General features: G+C 50.7%; 20 protein-coding genes and 3 tRNA genes. 10 read left to right on the top strand and 13 right to left on the bottom strand.

What is annotated here, in order from left to right:
* Positions 1-70 precede the first annotated feature (70 nt).
* The 4 genes from E2L00_RS11585 to E2L00_RS11570 all read right to left on the bottom strand — a co-directional run bounded on the left by E2L00_RS11585 (position 71) and on the right by E2L00_RS11570 (position 2,675).
* Positions 71-712, bottom strand: a complete 642-nt coding sequence (locus E2L00_RS11585) for a TetR family transcriptional regulator (RefSeq protein ID WP_167611440.1) — start codon at positions 710-712, stop codon at positions 71-73.
* Positions 713-778: 66 nt separating this feature from the next.
* Complete coding sequence (locus tag E2L00_RS11580) at positions 779-1,252, bottom strand: threonine/serine exporter (RefSeq protein WP_167611437.1); 474 nt, start codon at positions 1,250-1,252, stop codon at positions 779-781.
* A complete protein-coding gene (locus E2L00_RS11575) occupies positions 1,243-2,019 on the bottom strand; it encodes a threonine/serine exporter family protein (protein WP_167611434.1) in 777 nt (258 codons plus the stop codon). Before E2L00_RS11575 ends, E2L00_RS11580 begins: the two co-directional genes overlap by 10 nt.
* Before the next feature lie 197 nt (positions 2,020-2,216).
* Positions 2,217-2,675 (bottom strand): YbaK/EbsC family protein, encoded by a 459-nt coding sequence (locus tag E2L00_RS11570; RefSeq protein WP_167611431.1) that lies wholly within the window; start codon positions 2,673-2,675, stop codon positions 2,217-2,219.
* Positions 2,676-2,885: 210 nt separating this feature from the next.
* Between E2L00_RS11570 and E2L00_RS11565 the strand changes: the two genes are divergently transcribed.
* Positions 2,886-3,191 carry a PTS sugar transporter subunit IIB gene (locus E2L00_RS11565; RefSeq protein ID WP_167611428.1) on the top strand — a complete coding sequence of 102 codons (306 nt, stop codon included), beginning with the start codon at positions 2,886-2,888 and terminating at the stop codon, positions 3,189-3,191.
* A gap of 13 nt (positions 3,192-3,204) precedes the next feature.
* Positions 3,205-4,551, top strand: a complete 1,347-nt coding sequence (locus E2L00_RS11560; RefSeq protein ID WP_167611425.1) for a PTS sugar transporter subunit IIC — start codon at positions 3,205-3,207, stop codon at positions 4,549-4,551.
* A 39-nt stretch (positions 4,552-4,590) separates the two neighbouring features.
* Here E2L00_RS11560 and fhuF (E2L00_RS11555) read toward each other — a convergent pair whose 3' ends face one another.
* A complete protein-coding gene (fhuF, locus tag E2L00_RS11555; RefSeq protein ID WP_167611422.1) occupies positions 4,591-5,379 on the bottom strand; it encodes a siderophore-iron reductase FhuF in 789 nt (262 codons plus the stop codon).
* Between the two features lie 418 nt (positions 5,380-5,797).
* Between fhuF (E2L00_RS11555) and E2L00_RS11550 the strand changes: the two genes are divergently transcribed.
* Both E2L00_RS11550 and E2L00_RS21605 read left to right on the top strand, forming a co-directional pair.
* Positions 5,798-6,022, top strand: a complete 225-nt coding sequence (locus E2L00_RS11550; RefSeq protein WP_167610810.1) for a hypothetical protein — start codon at positions 5,798-5,800, stop codon at positions 6,020-6,022.
* A 47-nt stretch (positions 6,023-6,069) separates the two neighbouring features.
* Positions 6,070-7,125 carry a colicin-like pore-forming protein gene (locus E2L00_RS21605; RefSeq protein ID WP_236127721.1) on the top strand — a complete coding sequence of 352 codons (1,056 nt, stop codon included), beginning with the start codon at positions 6,070-6,072 and terminating at the stop codon, positions 7,123-7,125.
* Between the two features lie 39 nt (positions 7,126-7,164).
* On the opposite strand, the gene cui is transcribed toward E2L00_RS21605, so the two are convergent.
* The 4 genes from cui to E2L00_RS11525 form a co-directional block, all read right to left on the bottom strand.
* A complete protein-coding gene (gene cui / locus E2L00_RS21960; RefSeq protein WP_420808848.1) occupies positions 7,165-7,647 on the bottom strand; it encodes a colicin immunity protein Cui in 483 nt (160 codons plus the stop codon).
* Between the two features lie 267 nt (positions 7,648-7,914).
* Positions 7,915-8,298 (bottom strand): siderophore-iron reductase FhuF, encoded by a 384-nt coding sequence (gene fhuF / locus E2L00_RS11535; RefSeq protein ID WP_167611416.1) that lies wholly within the window; start codon positions 8,296-8,298, stop codon positions 7,915-7,917.
* 27 nt (positions 8,299-8,325) lie between these two features.
* A complete protein-coding gene (locus E2L00_RS11530) occupies positions 8,326-8,505 on the bottom strand; it encodes a hypothetical protein (RefSeq protein ID WP_167611413.1) in 180 nt (59 codons plus the stop codon).
* A 118-nt stretch (positions 8,506-8,623) separates the two neighbouring features.
* Positions 8,624-9,688 (bottom strand): GGDEF domain-containing protein, encoded by a 1,065-nt coding sequence (locus E2L00_RS11525; RefSeq protein ID WP_167611410.1) that lies wholly within the window; start codon positions 9,686-9,688, stop codon positions 8,624-8,626.
* A gap of 267 nt (positions 9,689-9,955) precedes the next feature.
* Here E2L00_RS11525 and E2L00_RS11520 point away from each other — a divergent pair, with 267 nt between their 5' ends.
* Positions 9,956-10,192, top strand: a complete 237-nt coding sequence (locus E2L00_RS11520) for a DUF1435 domain-containing protein (RefSeq protein ID WP_167611407.1) — start codon at positions 9,956-9,958, stop codon at positions 10,190-10,192.
* Between the two features lie 57 nt (positions 10,193-10,249).
* Here E2L00_RS11520 and E2L00_RS11515 read toward each other — a convergent pair.
* The 4 genes from E2L00_RS11515 to rsmC all read right to left on the bottom strand — a co-directional run bounded on the left by E2L00_RS11515 (position 10,250) and on the right by rsmC (position 11,723).
* Positions 10,250-10,336 (bottom strand) — tRNA-Leu (locus tag E2L00_RS11515).
* 28 nt (positions 10,337-10,364) lie between these two features.
* Positions 10,365-10,451 (bottom strand) — tRNA-Leu (locus E2L00_RS11510).
* Positions 10,452-10,483: 32 nt separating this feature from the next.
* Positions 10,484-10,570, bottom strand: a tRNA-Leu gene (locus E2L00_RS11505).
* Between the two features lie 121 nt (positions 10,571-10,691).
* Positions 10,692-11,723, bottom strand: coding sequence for a 16S rRNA (guanine(1207)-N(2))-methyltransferase RsmC (rsmC, locus tag E2L00_RS11500; protein ID WP_167611404.1), 1,032 nt, complete (start codon positions 11,721-11,723; stop codon positions 10,692-10,694).
* Between the two features lie 233 nt (positions 11,724-11,956).
* Here rsmC and E2L00_RS11495 point away from each other — a divergent pair, with 233 nt between their 5' ends.
* The 5 genes from E2L00_RS11495 to osmY all read left to right on the top strand — a co-directional run bounded on the left by E2L00_RS11495 (position 11,957) and on the right by osmY (position 16,369).
* On the top strand, positions 11,957-12,370 hold the full coding sequence (locus E2L00_RS11495) for a DNA polymerase III subunit psi (protein ID WP_167611401.1): 414 nt from the start codon (positions 11,957-11,959) through the stop codon (positions 12,368-12,370).
* Entirely contained in the window at positions 12,339-12,782 is a 444-nt protein-coding gene (gene rimI, locus E2L00_RS11490) for a ribosomal protein S18-alanine N-acetyltransferase (RefSeq protein WP_167611398.1), read from the top strand. The genes E2L00_RS11495 and rimI overlap by 32 nt, the downstream gene beginning before the upstream one ends.
* A gap of 44 nt (positions 12,783-12,826) precedes the next feature.
* Positions 12,827-13,504, top strand: a complete 678-nt coding sequence (gene yjjG / locus E2L00_RS11485; protein ID WP_167611395.1) for a pyrimidine 5'-nucleotidase — start codon at positions 12,827-12,829, stop codon at positions 13,502-13,504.
* Positions 13,505-13,751: 247 nt separating this feature from the next.
* Positions 13,752-15,341, top strand: a complete 1,590-nt coding sequence (gene prfC / locus E2L00_RS11480) for a peptide chain release factor 3 (RefSeq protein ID WP_167611392.1) — start codon at positions 13,752-13,754, stop codon at positions 15,339-15,341.
* A 416-nt stretch (positions 15,342-15,757) separates the two neighbouring features.
* Positions 15,758-16,369: a molecular chaperone OsmY gene (gene osmY, locus E2L00_RS11475; protein ID WP_167611389.1), complete on the top strand. Its 612-nt coding sequence runs from the start codon at positions 15,758-15,760 to the stop codon at positions 16,367-16,369.
* Positions 16,370-16,463: the final 94 nt, after the last annotated feature.

Genomic DNA, 16,463 nt, shown 5'->3' with positions numbered 1-16,463 from the left:
GACCGCCGGAACAGCGACTGTTCTTAATCAACAGGGCATTCCTGCAACTTTTTCCGTCAGTAAGGGCTTGCTACGGCCCGATATAGCGCAGCACCACCTGCACCGCCATTTTACGATAGTGATCGGTGTACTCCGCCGGGTCGCGTCCTTCTTCAAACAGGTTGGAGAACGTGTAGCTGTTGGCGACATGGTAGAAGCTAAAGCTGCTGATCAGGCGATGCACGTCTTTGGCGGTTATCGCGGCGTTAAATAACTGCCTGGCCTGGCCGCGTGAGAGAATTTCTTCGAGCAAATCCAGCGCGCTGCGGTTGATCTCGCGCAGGAAGGAGGATTCCTTAATAAAGCGCCCGCGCTGCATGTTCTCCATGCAAATAATACGGATAAAATCCGGGTGCTGAGCGTGAAAATCGAACGTCCATTCAACGAGCTGTACCATGGCCTCCACGGGAGGCAGATCGGCGAGGTTAAGCTGACGCTCGGAGGTGCGGATTTGTGTATAAACATATTCCAGCACCTGCACGTAGAGCAGCTCTTTGCTCTTAAAGTGATACACCACCATGCGTTTGGTGGTGCCGGCTTTCTCGGCTATCTGCTCCATACGCGCGCCGTTCAGACCAAATTCAGCAAACAGGGTAAGAGCGCTAAAAAAGATTTTCTCTTTCAGGCTCGCCTCAGCGAAACGTTCCGGAAGAGAGATGTCTTGAGGTTCCACGCGGGCTCCTTAGGGTAATCAGGTAGATAGCATTATCCGGGCTTTTACCCGCCCGACAAAATCAATCTACACTCGCGGGCGCTTGCGATACAGCCATAAACCCGGCAACGACAGACCAATCGACAGGGCGCCGACGATAAACGATGCTTTCAGGAAGTTGGTTATCAGCTGCATCAGCAGCGCTTCGCTGTAGCCGAAATGGCTCATTTTCACGGCGGAAATCATTGCGGTGTAGGCAGAGATGCCGGGAAACATCGGGATTACCGCCGCCACGGTAAATATCTTCGGGTGGGCGAGATACCAGCGCGACCACTGGATACCGATCGTGCCCACCAGAATAGCGGCGATAAATGAACTCCATTCTATGTTGAAACCGGCGGCCATCATTGCCATGCGCGAGCCGTGTCCTGCTGCGCCAAGCAGCGCGCACCAGGGCAGCGCCCGGCGCGGTACGTTGAAGACCAGCGCAAAACCCGCGGCCGGAATTGCCGCCAGCGCCATGTCCTGTATCAGCGCGAGTACAAAATCGATTATGCCCATCCGCGCAGCCCCCAGATAACCATTGCCATCACCACGCCAATGCAGGTGGCGAGCGTTAACAGGCTTGCCATGGCCCAGCGCGCCAGGCCCGTATTGACGTGGCCTTTGAACATGTCCGCCACGGCGTTAATTAACGGAAAGCCCGGCACCAGCAGCAGCACGCTTGCCGCCATCGCTATGTTTGAGGTGCTGGCAAACGGCCCTTTGGTTATCAGCAGGCCGGAGACGGTAGTAGCGATAAAAGCGGTGATGCAAAAGTTAATTTGCGGATGCAAATGGCGCTGCGTCAGCACCTGACGGACGTACATCGCCATGGAACTGGCTACCAGGGCGACGAACGCGCCGTCCCAGCCGCCGTCGTTCAGCTTACAGAAGCAGCCGCAGGATAAGCCCACCATCAGCACCACTAACCAGCGCGGATAACGCAGGGGCTTGATATGCCCGAAGCGTTTTAGCACGTCATGATGATCCAGCAGGTTATGTTCAGCCATGATCACAATATGCTGCACTTCGGTGACCATGTGCATGTTGATGCCACGGTCGATGTTTTTACGAGTGGTGGTCAGGCACTGGTTATCTTTAATCGTGCTTAATACGATAGCGTTCGCTGAGATGGAGCTTTCCACGCTGTCCATTCCCAACGCGAGGCCTAAACGGGTGGAGAGTTCTTCAACCAACGCGCTTTCTGCGCCGTGTTGCAGCAAAAAAAGTGCGCACTGAATACATAAGCGGGTCACTTCCCGCTGTACGTTGTCGTCCGTCTGCATGCTTTATCCTGGACCATGAAATAGCGGCACGAGCCGCACAAATTAAACGTTGACCATTATTAGCACAGGTCCTCACCCGTACTCAGAGATGCCAGATCAACATTTATTCGGATAATTGCATGCTTTTATCATCAGACGCGGGCACAGCGTGAATGTTGATGAATCAGACGGCTTTCAGGTTCGCTTTATTTGGGTATTCAGAGACAAACATCAACCCATTTTGCGGCGGCCAGCTCGGCTAAACGCTCCGGGGCAATGCGTATAGCGCTGTGGATAGCGCCCGCTGCGGGAAGCACTTCGTCATATTGTTTAAGCGTAATATCGCAATAGACAGCCAGCGGATTCTCAAGTCCGAAGGGGCAAACGCCGCCGACGGGATGACCGGTCCAGGTAACGACTTCATCGCTGCTGAGCATGCGGGCTTTCGCGCCGAAGACGGCTTTGAGCTTTTTGTTATCCAGCCGGGCATCGCCTTTGGCGACGACAAGAATGATGTCATTTTTTACTTTCAATGTCAGCGTCTTGGCAATCTGGCCGGGTTCAACGTTATGCGCAACGGCGGCAAGGGCTACGGTGGCAGTACTTTGATTGAGTTCGATGATAGTGATATCGGGGGCGTGATCGGCAAAGAATTGCCGCACAGACTGCAGACTCATGTATTTCTCCTGATTTAACTGGAAATAATTTCGCATAAGGCCGTGCTTTCTGTAAACCGCTTATCATCAATAAAGCCGCTTTAATTCAGCGAATTCTCGATCTCCTTCACAATCACTGCAACCGGTTACAGTAACCGGTTGCGGTAATGTAAAGCGCGAGGAATACTGAATCTGTAACCACCCCCTGTACCCTCATTATAAGAGCAGTCTATGAAACGTATCCTTTTATGCTGTGCCGCAGGTATGTCTACCAGTATGGTCGTGAACAGGATGAAGCAAGCCGCTTTAGTGCAACAGATTGATGTAGAAATTAAAGCGGTTGGCATTGAAGAGTTCACCGACGTTATGCCCGGTTATGATTGTTGTTTACTCGGACCACAAATTAAATATCGTCTGGAGGATTTCAAAGCACAGGCAGCATCTGAACGGATCCCGGTCACGGTGATCAACTCTATGGATTACGGAATGATGCGCGGCGATAAAATTCTCGCTGACGCACTCGCGTTGATAGCCTGACTGGAGAACGACTATGTCTTCTAACCATGCCGCCTTTAATTTAATTTTTCGTTTTGTTGAAAACTATGTGAGTCCGGTAGCCGGGCGAATCTCGGCCCAACGACATGTCATGGCTATTCGCGACGGATTTATCTCCGCCATGCCGTTTATGATTGTCGGCTCGTTCCTGCTGGTCTTTGCTTATCCACCGTTCTCGCCAACCACCACCTGGGGCTTCGCCCGCGCGTGGCTCGATGCGGCGAAACACTTTGAAGGACAAATCCTTACGCCGTTCGATATGACAATGGGCATCATGTCCATCTATATATGTGCGGCTATCGCCTATAACTTGGGCAAGCACTATGTGAAATCGCACGGTCTGGACCCGTTCATGTGCGCCATGCTGTCGCTGATGGCGTTCCTGCTGGTGGCTGCGCCAAAAACCAAAGGCACACTGCCGGTAGACAGCCTTGGCGGTACGGGGATCTTTACCGCGATTCTGGTAGCCGTTTACTGCGTTGAAATGATGCGTTTTCTGAAGGCGCATAATATTGGTATTAAACTGCCGGACCAGGTGCCGCCGATGATCAAAAACTCCTTTGATCTGCTGATCCCGGTGCTGGTTGTGGTGCTGACGCTCTATCCGCTGAGCCTGTTCATTCAGTCGCAGTTCGATATGCTTATCCCGCAGGCCATTATGTCGCTGTTTAAACCGCTGGTTTCCGCGGCAGATTCTCTGCCGGCGATTCTGCTGGCGGTGCTGATTGGCCACCTGCTGTGGTTTGCAGGCATCCACGGGGCGGCGATTGTCTCGGGTATGCTGCAAATGTTCTGGCTGACTAACCTCGGGATGAACCAGAGCGCGCTGGCGCAGGGTGCGCCGTTGCCGCATATCTTTATGGAAGCTTTCTGGACGTTCTTTATCGTGGTCGGCGGTTCCGGTGCGACGATGGGGCTGGTGATTTGCTATCTGCGCAGTAAATCAGCCCACCTGCGTTCTATCGGTCGCCTGAGTATTGTGCCTACCTGTTTTAACATTAACGAACCGGTCATTTTTGGTACGCCAATCGTTATGAACCCGGTGTTCTTCATTCCGTTCCTGCTGGCGCCTTTGGTTAACGCCGTGCTGGCATGGGGCGCAATGAAGATGGATCTGATTGGGCGCGTAATTTCCGTTGTGCCGTGGACGGCACCGGCGCCTATCGGTGCGGCCTGGGCGCTGGGCTGGGATTTCCGTGCGGCGATTCTGGTCGTGCTGCTGGCCGTGGTGTCTGCCATCATTTACTTCCCGTTCTTTAAAGTGTACGAGAAGCAGCTGCTGGAGGCGGAAGCGGAAGAGGCCCTGAAAGCTTCTGATGAGACAAGCCAGCAGACTGCATAAGCCTTTGTGATGTGAAAACGGCGGGTTTCCCCGCCGTTTTTATTTTAAAGTGCAGTCACCGCAGCCCTGCACGCCCGGCAGCTTATAGCGCTGGCAGCAGGTGCGACGAACCAGTAATCCTTCACGCGGCACAACGGTGCGGTACAGCGGATTATCCCGGCCATCGGCAAGCTGTTTTTCGAAGAAGCAGGCGTGACGCAGCTCGGCCACGGTTTCATCGCTGAGCAGGTCTTTGAGCTCGCCCAGGAACCAATTGATGAGATAGCCGGTATTTGCCCAGATGAGCTTACCGTTGATATCACCGCTCTCTTCCAGCGCATCAACAACGGGTATCAGGCTTTTAACGATAAGTTTCTCTATGCGCAGGCGAAGCGGTAATACCGAAGCCTGCCTGTCCTCCTGCACGTCCAGCCAGAAAGTGGCTGCGCGGCCCGTTTCATGAAACTCAGCGCGGATCTGCGCCGGATCGATATCCAGCGCGCGCGGATGCGTAATCAGCGCCATTATCAGAGGCGGCACCAGCAAACCGAGATACCACTGAGCCCACAGGGATTTCAGAGGCTTGCTTTCACGCGGCAGCTGCGGCTTGTTGAGATAGATGTGATCTGCATAGCAGGCCATCAGGGAGGTTAAGGTTGCTGGCTGAGCCCACTGATAGAAGGTCAGCGCTTTATCAGGCGCAGGTTCATTGAGCTTAACGGTATCGTTAAACCAGGCGCGATGCGACGTGAAGTGGTCGCGCAATTCATCCGCAAGCGATGGCTCAGCGCGCCGAAAAGGCGTCTGCCATGCAGTGTCATCGATAACTTGTTGGGACTGAAACGCCATCGCCTGATACGACCGGTAATCTAAATGATAATGATTGCCAATCTTAACTATAGATAAAGCCGTTAGCAAGCTGAAATATTACCCCGTTTGGGAGAGCAGGAGGTAATCAAACACCTTATAGCATTTAAACATTGCGCGAATATCTTAAACGGGAAGTTATAGCTAAATCAATTGAAGATCTACATCACCATTCATGAGTTTCCAGAACTTTCATTTATTTCAATTACCCTCAATTAAATTATTGATATTCCATGTGCAGAGTACAATTCGTCATCCTTCACCCGTAATGTGTATTTTTTATAAAAACTTATCTATTTGACAATGTTATTATCTCGGGCGTAGAATCAAAAATAGGCTAGTAAATTTTAGCCTATATTCAAGCACTTTCTGGAATTTGTATCTAATAAAGGGAATAACCATGCCTGGATTTAATTATGGTGGTAAAGGTGATGGAACAAGCTGGAGCTCTGAAAGAGGTAGTGGCCCGGCCCCTGGTGGTGGTTCAACCGGAAATTCAGGAAACAGGGATCCAGGTGGTAATACTGGTGCTCCTCAATCAGTTCAAAAACAATTAGCTGCGATTCAGCATGATTCTTCCATTAGGCAGAAACTTACTAACCTTCTTGCCACAGCGAAAAAATAAGTCCGTATGCAAAGGTGACAATAGAAAGTATATCAAGTACGGGAGTAATGAGTCTTTCGGTTACGGAGCTAACGGCGGCACAGGCATCAAAAATTGGCCTAACTGGCTTGGTTATGGGATTTGATGTTGCAGGAAGCCCGCTTGCTATCGGTAATATTTCAACAGGGCATAAACGTACGGCGGATAAAACTGGTCCGGGAGGTCAGGGATTCCCACGTTCTGCAAATAGCTTTATAGAAAAAACAGAAGAACGGAGTTATGACCCAAAACAAGGCTCGTACTTTAAATCAAAATATTTTGGCCTTTTAACATCTATAAAGGCTAACACACCATTAAATTACACTATAGTTCTTCGTCCATTTCCTGGAAAACCTTTCCAGGTAACCGTAAATAATGGTGATCCAAATAATATTACAGTTCAATTTACAAACTGGAGGGGACCAAGAGATAAACATGAGAAAATAGTCAGGGGTATAGCTAGAGATTTTTTTAATGCAAAAAAAATGGAAGAAAGAGAGCTCCTTACAAAGGCCAGTGAGCTTTCTGCTTCTGTCGGAGAAGGCGTAAGTAAACATCTTGGTGCTAAATATCGAGCTTTATCGAATGAGATAGCAGCTAACATCAAGAACTTCCAGGGCAAAAAAATTCGCACTTATAATGATGCGATGAGGTCATTAAAGAAAGTCCTTACGAATCCGGGAGTAAAAATTAACAAGGGAGATAAAGACGCAATTGTTAATGCCTGGAAACATCTAAACGCAAAAGATATGGCAAACAAACCAGGCTATCTCGGGAAATCATTCAAAGCTGCAGATATTGCACTAAAAGTTGAAAAGGTTCGTGAGAAAAGCATTATTGGCTATGAAACGGGCAACTGGGGTCCACTGCTACTGGAAGTTGAGTCATGGGTGTTAAGTGGTCTTGCTGCTGGTTTGGCGATGGGCATTCTTGCAACAATTGCACCAATTATTGCGACAACCGTCGGGTTACCTGTGTCTGCGATAGTGATTATGGGCATCATCGCTATAAGCATAGTAGCCTCGTTTATCGATGATAAACTTGTTGATCGAATAAATAATGAATTAGTACGCCCGGCGTATTAATTGTTAGGCAGGTGGTTAGACTGCCTGCCATATTTTTATTCATCTGTTCCTTGTCAATTTTACTACTGCATAAACAAAACTGAAATAATAGACGGAAAGCACATAACAAGCAGAATATACACAGATGAAGAATAGCGTTAGAAGATAATCATTGCTTGATAAAAACCGCAGAAGCGCCCCGTATTCGTTGAGCACACTGCTATGTAACAATAAATAATAAATTATTATAAAGTATAGTATAGTAAAGGCGAGTAACGTTTTAATTAATACTCTTAACCCCTGGGTCTTCTGTATGATGAGATACTGACGGGCAAAAAGAAAGAAGGCCAATGCTAATATTGGAGCCGACTTGCAATACATATCTAAAATCTTACTTAACTGCGGATTGATAGATGACAGGTTTGAAGGTATAACATTTGTATTCTTAATTATGACCTCAAACAATGGTTGTTCTGGAGTATTGATAAAAAAGCCTGCTATTATTAGCAACGTCGCAATTGCTATGGCTAAAAGCGAGAGCATTTTTATCGTTAAACTATGAGCCGTACTATTAACTTTCATTTGATGATTATTCTCCCTTCTGCTGTCTTCTGGTTTCGACTTATCCATGTTGAGCTAACGTCTGAGTTTTTTACACAACGGTTCATTATTGCATAGGTATAAGTTCAAAAATAGTCGCTTAAGAAGTCTAACTGGAAACAATATCTCCGATATAATATTACATGAGGCTTTATCTTTATAGCCTGTAACTTACCTGATATATAACTCCTTAAGACATACGTTTAAGCCTCAGGCGGCTGCCAACGGACCGATATAGGCGGTATTTGCCCAGATAAGCTTACCGTTGATATCACCGCTCTCTTCCAGCGCATCAACAACGGGTATCAGGCTTTTAACGATAAGTTTCTCTATGCGCAGGCGAAGCGGTAATACCGAAGCCTGCCTGTCCTCCTGCACGTCCAGCCAGAAAGTGGCGGCGCGGCCCGTTTCATGAAACTCAGCGCGGATTTGCGCCGGATCGATATCCAGCGCGCGCGGATGCGTAATCAGCGCCATTATCAGAGGCGGCACCAGTAAATCGAGATACCACTGAGCCCACAGGGACTTCAGCGGCTTGCCTTCGCGCGGCAATCCGGGCTGGTTGAGATAGATGTGATCGGCATAGCAGGCCATCAGAGAGGTTAAGGTTGCTGGCTGAGCTCACTGATAGAAGGTCAGCGCTTTATCAGGCGCAGGTTCATTGAGCTTAACGGTATCGTTAAACCAGGCGCGATGCGACGTGAAGTGGTCGCGCAATTCGTCCGCAAGCGATGGCTCAGCGCGCCGAAAAGGCGTCTGCCATGCAGTGTCATCGATAAACTGTTGGGACTGAAACGCCATCGCCTGATACGACCGGTAATCTAAATGATAATGATTGCCAATCCTAACTATAGGCAAGGCCGTTAGCAAGCTGAAAATGTGCGCGCTGAAGGGGATTTCTGCAAAAGAGCGGCGTTATTTACGCCGCCTGTAGTGCGTCGCTGGTGAGGATGCTATTACGCCCCTGGTTCTTGGCGCGGTAAAGCGCCTTATCAGCCAGCCTTAAGGCTTCTTCTATGCCGTCATCTTTGAGTGGCGCAAGGCCAATACTGATAGTGACATTGGTGGCTACCTGTTCGTTAAACAGATGTAGGATCTTCAAATCGTAAACACGTTGCCGGATGCGCTCAGCGGTTTGCAGGGCGATGTTAGCTTCAATATTAGTCAGCAGAACCATAAACTCTTCGCCGCCGTAGCGCGTGACGATGTCCCGTGAGCGTACCGCATCGCGGACGGCAGCAGAAACGCGAATTAACGCCTGGTCGCCCATGCTGTGACCGTAGTTATCGTTGTAAGCTTTGAAATGATCGATATCAAGCAGCAGCACATAGTGGTTGCCGCTGCCGGCCGCCAGGACATTCTCAAGACGGTTTTGAAAGCCACGGCGATTGTACAGGCCCGTAAGCGGGTCGACCATGCTCAGGTCGCTCAGCGTCTTTTTCTCTTTCAGCAGCTTGTCCATCAGCCGTTGAGTGAACTTATCATTACGTCGCTGAATGATATGTTGGATGGTGATGCCGATGCCGGGGAGTGCGATAGAGTAAAGCACGCGCAGCCAGTGCTCGCCCTGATCGAGCCACAGAACGGTTAAAGTAACCGGCAGGCAATGTAGGGTGAACGCCCGTAAGTTATTGATAAAAGAGATAGAACCAATAAACAGGATAGTCAGCAGAACGATTATTAAAAACGAGGCATCGTTATTGGGAACGTCGCTATTTTTAATGACGATATGCCAGGCCCATAATACGCCCAGTAACAGCGACACTAAATTAATGCTGATTAATCTTTTTTTATCAAGCGCTTGCCAGAGCAAAAGAGCGGTGCTGGATAGCAGTACCAGAATGACGGGTACGGTGATAGTTATGGCGTGATGGGTCGGGCTCGCGATGTTGAAACAGGCAGATATTGCGTTCAGTAATAGAAATAAACGTAAAGAGAGCTGATGCTTTTCTTTAATTAATGCCCGCCAGGTCTTTGCGCTCATAGCTAAATTAATTCTTTCGGTCGGATGTGGGAGATGCGAATTTGCATTGCTTTAACGTTACGTTTGCGGATAGATGATTGACGTTATTTGTTTTGTACGAGTAAATTTTATTAACGTTGCTGTTAAATCTATCACTTTCATGAATACCTGTCATCTGATGTTGCGCAAGGCTCAGGTTCAGCCTGAAAACGTTGCCGTGGAGGCTGACAACTGAGAAAGTCTATCATATGATATTGGTTATCATTACCAATTGATGGAATAGCCAATATGTTGCAACGACAGCTTGAAAGCGTCTGGGGAGCGCTCGTGCCGGGTCCGATCGTCGCGGGACTGGTGTATATGGATTTGTCCTTTAGCCAGTGGCGAGCGTTGATGGTGCTGGGATTAGTCGCGTCTACAACAATGCTGTTCCACAGGCGGCTACGGCATTATGTGCTGTTACCATCAGGGATTGTTTTTGCCAGCGGGCTTGCGTTGGTGATGCTGAATACGGGAATGGGATAAAAGATGCAGGAAAAAACCGAGGAAGGACTGAAAAACTTCTGGGAAACAACAAAGAAGTGGTGCGAAGAGAGGGACTTGAACCCTCACGTCCGTTAGGACACTAACACCTGAAGCTAGCGCGTCTACCAATTCCGCCACCTTCGCACTGGTATTTTTGATATCGCCTTCGCATTGGTGCGAAGAGAGGGACTTGAACCCTCACGTCCGTAAGAACACTAACACCTGAAGCTAGCGCGTCTACCCATTCCGCCACCTTCGCGCAGTGCGAACGATATCTTGCGTGGTTGTTGGTGGTGCGAAGAGAGGGACTTGAACCCTCACGTCCGTAAGAACACTAACACCTGAAGCTAGCGCGTCTACCAATTCCGCCACCTTCGCATACCTGTAATACCGAAGTATCACAACCACGGAGGCGCATTCTAGATGTTTTCTGGACTTCGTCAACAGTTAATTTGGCGCAGCTTCCGCAATTGCTGCAAAAAGCGGCGCCGCTGTGGTATCAGCGCTTTTTAGCGCCGCGCCCCAGGACCGCACGGTAAACCTTAAAGCGACCCGTCTGGGCGATCACTTCATGGTTGCCAAAAGCTTCGTCGAGGATGTTCGGATAGGCCAGGAAGGCGTTGGCGACGATTCTTAGCTCACCGCCCGTGCTCAGGTGGCGTACCGCACCGCGAATTAGCTGGTGGGCGGCATCCAGGCTGGTTTGCATCCCGTCGTGGAACGGCGGGTTGGAGATAATCATGTCGAAACGGCCATTAATTTCGGAATAGACGTTGCTGGCGATGACTTCACCTTCAATCCCGTTCGCAGCAAGCGTTGCGCGACTGGCCTCCACTGCCGGGGCGCTAACGTCGCATAGCGTCAGGCGAACTTTTGGAGAATGGCTTGCGAGCGTAATGGCGAGCACGCCCGCGCCGCAGCCAACGTCCAGCACTTTACCTTTGGTGTGCGGCGTCAGCGTGGAAAGCAGCAGCTTGCTGCCGGTATCCAGCCCGTCGCGGCTAAAGACGCCCGGCAGGGTTTTCACCGTCATGCCTTCGTGTGGATATTCATCCCACCAGGCGTGTTCATCGAACTGCGGCTGCGTTTCGAGTCGGCCATGATACAGGCCGCAACGACGCGCGCTGTCGATTTTGGTCAACGGGCAATAATCTTCAAGCATTTGCTCGGCGCTTCGCACGCCGCTACGGTTTTCGCCCACGACGAACACATCGCAGCCAACCGGCAGCAGGGAGAGGATATTCATCAACTGGAAGTGTGCTTCCGGCTTGTTCTTCGGCCAGTAGTAAATCAGCGTATTGCTGTCGCTAATGGTGTCGGCACCCGCAACCAGGCCATACTGCGCGTTTTCGCCCATCTGGGCGCTTAGTGCCTGCCAGTGATGGAACTGCTGGGTGTGGACGCGGCTTGCCGCGGTCTCAAAACGGGCGGGTAAATCGTCTTGTAAGTCACCGGCAAACAGTACGCGGCTCTCGGTAAAATCATCGCTGTGGCGCAGCAGCACTTCGCTTGCCGGGGTTAACGCAGACATCAGAACACTCCTTTTAAACAGAGCGGCGATTATACACGTCTTACCTGAAGTTGCAGCGGCGTTAACTGCACTCGCTTACCCGAATCACTTATCCAGGAGTAAGCTCATCGGGATAGGCTTCCTGCTCGCCTTGCTGCGATTCCAGCTAATGAGTGTAGAAAGAGGTTTAATGGCGCGCATTCGATGTATTTGCTATATTTGCGCCCCAATTGGCACTCTGCAAAGGTTTCGCTATGAGCTTGCGACGCGACTGGCTGTTAGGGCAACTGGGGATCACCCAGTGGGAGCTGCGGCGACCGTTGGTGTTGCAGGGCGAAATTGCCGTTTCGCTGTCGGCAGATACCCGGCTGGTTATGGTGGCGGAAACGCTTCCGGCACTGGACGACCCGCTGGTCAACGACGTGCTGCGCAGCCTGGCGCTGACGCCGCAGCAGGTATTGCAGCTCACGCCGGATCGCGCGGCGATGCTGCCAGCCGATACCCGCTGCAACAGCTGGCGGCTGGGCGTTGATGAACCGCTGCCCCTTCCCGGCACGCAGTTGACGACCCCCGCTTTAGACGAGCTTTATCACAATGGCAATGCGCGACAGGCGCTGTGGCAGCAAATTTGCGAACATGAACACGATCTATTCCCTGAAGCCGAGTGATTTAGCGGCGGCTTACGCCATCGAGCAGCGCAGCCATGCCTTTCCATGGAGCGAAAAAACCTTTGCCAGCAATCAGGGCGAACGCTATTTCAATTTGCGGCTTGATGTCGATGGCGAGATGGCCGCATTTGCCGTGACGCAGGTTGTCCTCGACGAGGCCACATTATTCAATATTGCGGTCGATCCCGCTTATCAACGCAAAGGATTAGGCCGCCAGCTGCTGGAATATTTAATCAGCGAGCTGGAAAAGCGAGAAGTCTTCACCCTGTGGCTTGAAGTGCGCGCCTCGAATAGTGCGGCTATCGCGCTTTACGAGAGCCTGGGCTTTAACGAGGCGACGATTCGCCGCAACTACTACCCGACGAAAGAGGGCAGGGAAGACGCCATTATCATGGCGTTACCGCTGGGCTAAAATACCCGGATTATTCAGGGTAGCAATTGATAAAAGGTGTATTGATGAACTGGGACTGGATTTTATTTGATGCCGACGAAACGTTATTTACCTTTGACGCTTTCGGCGGCTTACAGCGGATGTTTCTCGACTATAGCGTGACGTTCACCGCTGAAGATTTCCAGGATTACCAGGCAATTAATAAACCTTTATGGGTGGATTACCAGAACGGCGCTATCAATGCCCTGCAGCTTCAGCACCAGCGTTTTCAGGGCTGGTCTGACAGGCTGAGCGTACCCGCAGGCGATTTGAACGCCGCGTTTTTAAATGCGATGGCTGAAATCTGCGCGCCGCTGCCGGGCGCCATCTCGCTTCTCGACGCGCTTAAAGGCAAGGTTAAGCTCGGCATCATTACCAACGGCTTTACTGCGCTACAGCAAATTCGCCTGGAGCGTACCGGCCTGCGGGACTTTTTCGATCTGCTGGTGATTTCCGAGCAGGTCGGCATCGCCAAACCGGACCGCAGAATTTTCGATTATGCTGTCGAGCAAATGGGCAACCCGCCGCGCGATCGCGTGATGATGGTGGGCGATACTGCTGAATCGGACATTCTGGGCGGGATGAACGCCGGTCTTGCGACCTGCTGGTTAAATGCCCACGGACGCAGCCTGCCGGAAGGCATTCATCCGACGTGGCAGGTCACCTCACTCAGTGAGCTGGAGCAACTGTTGTGTAAGCCATGATTGAGGTTATTAACAAAACAGGGAAAAACATGGTTTTCCCTTTTTGTTAAAGAGCAGATGAAAGTCAATGCGTTGATTTTCCTTGTTAATATTCCAGTGAGATCTTCTCGGTTCGCAATCGTATAAAGTTTGTCATCCTTCGAATGATTGTTGATTGTTAAACCCGTACTGATGGGTAAAATAACCGCCAGAATACGTTCACTAGCCGCGTGGCCCAGGGCCGCGCGCATTCACAGAAGATAGAATTATGACTTTGTCTCCTTATCTGCAAGAGGTGTCGAAACGCCGCACCTTTGCGATCATTTCCCACCCGGATGCCGGTAAAACAACTATCACTGAAAAAGTGCTGCTGTTCGGACAGGCGATCCAGACCGCCGGCACCGTAAAAGGCCGCGGCTCCAGCCAGCATGCAAAATCCGACTGGATGGAGATGGAAAAACAGCGCGGCATTTCCATCACCACTTCCGTTATGCAGTTCCCTTATCGCGACAGCCTGGTCAACCTGCTTGATACTCCGGGGCATGAAGACTTCTCCGAAGATACCTACCGCACGCTGACGGCGGTGGACTGCTGCCTGATGGTTATCGATGCTGCGAAAGGCGTTGAAGACAGGACGCGTAAACTGATGGAAGTGACCCGTCTGCGCGATACGCCGATCCTCACCTTTATGAACAAACTGGACCGCGATATCCGTGATCCGATGGAAGTGCTGGACGAAGTCGAGCGCGAGTTGAAAATCGCCTGTTCGCCGATCACCTGGCCTATCGGCTGCGGCAAGCTGTTCAAAGGCGTTTATCACTTATATAAAGACGAAACCTATCTCTACCAGACCGGTAAAGGCCATACCATTCAGGAAGTACGCATCGTTAAAGGGCTGGATAATCCCGAGCTTGATGTCGCCGTGGGTGAAGAGCTGGCCGCGCAGCTTCGCGATGAGCTGGAGCTGGTGCAGGGCGCGTCTCACGAGTTCGATCGTGACCTGTTCCTTGAAGGGGAGCTGACGCCGGTCTTCTTCGGTACCGCGCTGGGCAACTTCGGCGTTGACCATATGCTTGATGGCCTTGTTGAGTGGGCGCCTGCGCCAATGTCGCGTAAAACCGACACCCGTGAAGTGGAAGCAGCGGAAGATAAATTTACCGGTTTCGTGTTTAAGATTCAGGCCAATATGGATCCGAAACATCGCGACCGCGTAGCCTTTATGCGCGTGGTTTCCGGTAAATATGAAAAGGGCATGAAGCTGCGCCAGGTGCGTACCGGCAAAGACGTGGTGATTTCCGATGCGCTGACCTTTATGGCCGGCGACCGTTCGCACGTTGAAGAAGCGTACCCGGGCGACATCATCGGCCTGCACAACCACGGCACCATTCAGATTGGAGACACCTTTACCCAGGGCGAAATGATGAAGTTCACCGGTATTCCGAACTTCGCACCGGAACTGTTCCGCCGCATTCGCCTGCGCGATCCGCTCAAGCAGAAGCAGCTGCTTAAAGGCCTGGTCCAGCTTTCTGAAGAAGGCGCGGTGCAGGTGTTCCGTCCCATTACCAACAACGACCTTATTGTGGGTGCGGTGGGCGTGCTGCAGTTTGACGTGGTGGTTGCAAGGCTTAAAAGCGAATATAACGTTGAGGCGATTTACGAATCCGTTAACGTATCGACGGCCCGCTGGGTAGAAAGCACCGACGTGAAAAAGTTTGAAGAGTTCAAGCGTAAAAACGAAGTACAGCTGGCGCTCGATGGCGGGGATAACCTGGCGTATATCGCGCCAACCATGGTTAACCTTAACCTGACGCAGGATCGTTATCCGGATGTGGTGTTCCGTAAAACCCGCGAGCATTAATCCCCTCGCAGGGCGCGGCAGCCGCCGTGTCCTGCTACTTTTCCTGTCTTTTTAACCCCTTACGGATTGTTCTTAATTTCCTGTTATTCCTCTGCATTCGCCCATTTTTCAACCGCCGCCACCATGCAATTTTGCGATTGTGATCTATATTTAACAAAGTAATGACAACGCGAACGGATAAATATCCCATTCATTCACGGATTTACGGGATGTTTTTAAGTGAAAACTTGTTATCGCAATATTAATAACTGCTTTAACTCATGAAGGGCGTGATATCGGACAGGGCGAACAGCCATTAGCTTTGGTTATCACGGAAGTCACAGACTGAGAGCAAGCTTAGGCTTTTGCCTTTTCAGCAAAGCTGCCACGTTGTGGCCCGGCGCTCAAATTCTGCGCAAACTTACAGGAATAAATCGATGACTACGACTAAGATTTCGAAAACTCTGCTGGCGGTGGTTCTGGGTTCGGTTCTGGCAAGCGGTTCTGCCCTTGCGGAAGACACCATGCTGAACAAGACTGAATCAACGGCTCACTCCGCAGGGGAAAAAATCGATAGCTCTATGAATAAAGTCGGTAATTTCATGGACGATAGCTCCATCACCGCGAAAGTAAAAGCCGCGCTGGTGGACGATGAAAATATTAAAAGCACCGATATCTCGGTGAAAACCGATAAAAAAGTTGTGACGCTGAGCGGTTTTGTTGAAAGCCAGGCTCAGGCGGAGCAAGCGGTATCCGTTGCTAAAGGCGTTAAAGGCGTCTCCTCCGTAAGCGATAAGCTTCACGTGCGTGATGGGAAAGAGAAATCGGTAAGCGGTTATGCCGGTGATGCTGCCACCACCAGCGAAATCAAGGCTAAACTATTAGCAGATGACATCGTTCCGTCACGCAATGTCAAAGTGGAAACCACCGACGGCGTCGTCCAGCTTTCAGGGCACGTGAAGAACAATGCTCAATCTGAACGTGCAGAAAGCATCGCTAAAGCCGTAGACGGCGTGAAAAGCGTTAAGAACGACCTGAAAGTTCAGTAATTGCAGCATACCGAAACTCATTCCTCCGGGTTGGCCGGGGGAATCAGTCAGCACTACCGCTACTCATATATCGCCAGTGAGCAGCCTGAAGGCA

The sequence above is a fragment of the Cedecea colo genome (assembly GCF_011808225.1).
Lineage (GTDB): Bacteria > Pseudomonadota > Gammaproteobacteria > Enterobacterales > Enterobacteriaceae > Dryocola > Dryocola colo.
Note: the sequence above shows the minus strand (reverse complement) of the source record. Positions and strands in the feature narration are given on the sequence as shown.